4 protein-coding genes are annotated in these 2,210 nt (G+C 73.1%); 1 reads left to right on the forward strand and 3 read right to left on the reverse strand.

Annotation, left to right across the window (positions count from 1 at the left end; all coding sequences use genetic code 11):
* Positions 1-472, forward strand: a 472-nt coding sequence (locus ACFTZL_RS44155; RefSeq protein ID WP_382596075.1) for a 4'-phosphopantetheinyl transferase, incomplete at its 5' end; no start/stop codon positions are given.
* A 109-nt stretch (positions 473-581) separates the two neighbouring features.
* On the opposite strand, the gene ACFTZL_RS44160 is transcribed toward ACFTZL_RS44155, so the two are convergent.
* The 3 genes from ACFTZL_RS44160 to ACFTZL_RS44170 form a co-directional block, all read right to left on the reverse strand.
* Positions 582-803 (reverse strand): hypothetical protein, encoded by a 222-nt coding sequence (locus ACFTZL_RS44160; RefSeq protein ID WP_382596078.1) that lies wholly within the window; start codon positions 801-803, stop codon positions 582-584.
* Between the two features lie 156 nt (positions 804-959).
* Positions 960-1,490: a toxin-antitoxin system, toxin component gene (locus tag ACFTZL_RS44165; protein WP_382596081.1), complete on the reverse strand. Its 531-nt coding sequence runs from the start codon at positions 1,488-1,490 to the stop codon at positions 960-962.
* Between the two features lie 32 nt (positions 1,491-1,522).
* Positions 1,523-2,182 (reverse strand): helix-turn-helix domain-containing protein, encoded by a 660-nt coding sequence (locus tag ACFTZL_RS44170; RefSeq protein ID WP_382596084.1) that lies wholly within the window; start codon positions 2,180-2,182, stop codon positions 1,523-1,525.
* Positions 2,183-2,210: the final 28 nt, after the last annotated feature.

Here is a 2,210-nt window from a genome sequence, read left to right on the forward strand (position 1 = left end):
GCCGATCCTGCCCGGGGAGCGCGGCGCCCCGGGCTGGCCCGCCGGGCTGGCCGGCAGCATGACGCACTGCGACGGCTACTGTGCCGCCGCCCTGGTCCGCGCCGCCGACCTGGCGTCCCTCGGCATCGACGCCGAGGTCCATGGGCCGCTGCCCGAGGGGGTCCTGTCCTCGGTGTCCCTGCCGTCCGAGGCGGAGCGCCTGCGCCGGCTGGCGGCGCAGCGCCCCGACATCCACTGGGACCGGCTGCTGTTCAGCGCGAAGGAGTCCGTCTACAAGGCGTGGTTCCCCCTCACCGGGAAGTGGCTGGACTTCATGGAGGCGGACATCGAGATCTCCGCCGACGGCGGTTTCCGCGCGGCGCTCCTCGTCCCCGGGCCGCTGGTGGGCGGCCACCGCCTCGACCGTTTCGAGGGCCGCTGGACGACGTCCCGCGGCTTGGTCGCAACGGCCGTCGCGGTACCACACCCCTGAGGCGCCGCGCGCCTCTCAGGGGCGCGGGGAACTGCGCGAACAACCCCGAACGGCCCGCACCCGGAAAACCACCCGTACCCCCGAGCTCGACTCCGCCCCCTTACAGGCGCTACTCAGGACACCAGCTCCGCAGCAACCCGAAGAACTCCTCCTCGTTACCGGTCAGCCCGGCCCGTTCGAGCGCCGCCTCCGCCTCGGCGAGAACGGCGGGCGGCACGATCGCGGGTCGACTGTCGGTCTCCAGATCGAACGCGGCCCGGACGGTGTGCAGCAGTCGCAGGTAGGCCTGGACGGCGGTGCGCTCACGGTCGGTCAGTACGGCGGTCTGCATCGGTCGGCTCTCCCCGTGTCGGCGTCATCGGTCCGCGCCGGTGCGGCGCGCACGCCCCGCACAGAAAGGGCGCACCTCCAGCTTGCCGTCCACCACTGACAATCCGGCCCCGCCGCCCCTCGGTTCGCCCGCTCGGCGGATGAGCCGGACGGCCCGTCAGCCCTGCGGCCCCCGATACCCCAGCGACGCCTCGATCCGCCCCGCCAGATGGTCCCGCTGCACCGGCCCCCGCGACGACGAACCGGCAAGCCACGCCCGGCACTTGCTGGCCAGCAGCAGACCGAAGCTCTCGGCCTCCTTCTCGTCGTCCAGGTCGAAGCGGGTGCGCGCCGCGACCTTCAGGACCGTCGCCTGGAGATCGGCGGTGTCGTCGAGCAGCCGGGCCGCGACCGCCGCGCCCTCGACGTGGTGGGAGCAGTGCCCGGCGTTCATGTGCCACAGCTCGTGGCCCAGGATCACCAACTGGTGGTCCGGCGCGGTGCGTTCCTCGATCACCACGAGGTCCTGCTCGGCCATGTCGAGCCACAGCCCGCTGGCGGTCCCGATCGGGAAGGCGGCCGTACGGAAGTGGACGGGCCGGCCACGGCGTCTGCTCATGGCGTCGCACAGCGCGGCGTACAGCTCGTCGGGCCGCGCCGGCGCGGGGAGGGTCAGCTCCGCGACCAGCTCGCCGCACAGGCGGCGCATTTCCTTACCGATGCCCACAGTTCTCCCCACGGTCACGAATCGGGCCGCTTGACGCTCTCCAGGAGCATGTCCAGCCACTCCGCGACCTTGTCACGGTGCTGGTCGGTGGGCAGCTGCGCGGCCCGCCAGGCGATGCCGCGCACGCCGTGGTCCTGCAACAGCCGCTCCAGCGGGTCGTCGGCCGCCGCGGCCGCCTCCCGCTCGCGGTCGGCGAGCTTCTGCAGCAGCTCCTGCTCGATGTGCTGGAGGGCGCTCACGAGCGCCTCGGGGTCCTCCGCCGTGAGGAAACCGGCGTGCACCCGGAAGAACCGCTGGAGGGCGTCGCAGTGCTCCATGGTCGGCCGCCGGTCGCCGTTGATGAGGGCGCCGGCCTGCTGACGGGACATGCCCGCGCCGTCGGCGATCTCCTGCTGGGTGTACTTGCGGCCGGTGGGCTTGAGCCGGGTCCGGCGCAGCAGGTCCAGGCGCTGCAGGAACCGGGCCTGCACATCGGGCTCGCCCGCGGGCCTGCCGCAGAGCAGGGCCTTGACCACCGGTTCCGGAACCCCGGAGGCGACGGACAGCCGGCCGATGCCGAAGACCTCGGCGTGCGGCACGCCGAGCCGGTCCGCAAGCGCGGTGACACGGGAGGCGACGGCCGGTAGCACGGCCGTCGGCGTGGCGCCCGGACTTTCGACGAAGCCACCCGTCACCGACAGATCTCCTACGTCTCTCACAGGC

The organism is Streptomyces sp. NPDC056948, from assembly GCF_042674225.1.
GTDB classification, from domain to species: domain Bacteria; phylum Actinomycetota; class Actinomycetes; order Streptomycetales; family Streptomycetaceae; genus Streptomyces; species Streptomyces purpurascens.

Bases quoted from the DNA above. Each gene is read 5' to 3' on its own strand.
- ACFTZL_RS44160 (WP_382596078.1), bottom strand. From the start codon at position 803: ATGCAGACCGCCGTACTGACCGACCGTGAGCGCACCGCCGTCCAGGCC.
- ACFTZL_RS44165 (WP_382596081.1), bottom strand. From the start codon at position 1,490: ATGCGCCGCCTGTGCGGCGAGCTGGTCGCGGAGCTGACCCTCCCCGCG.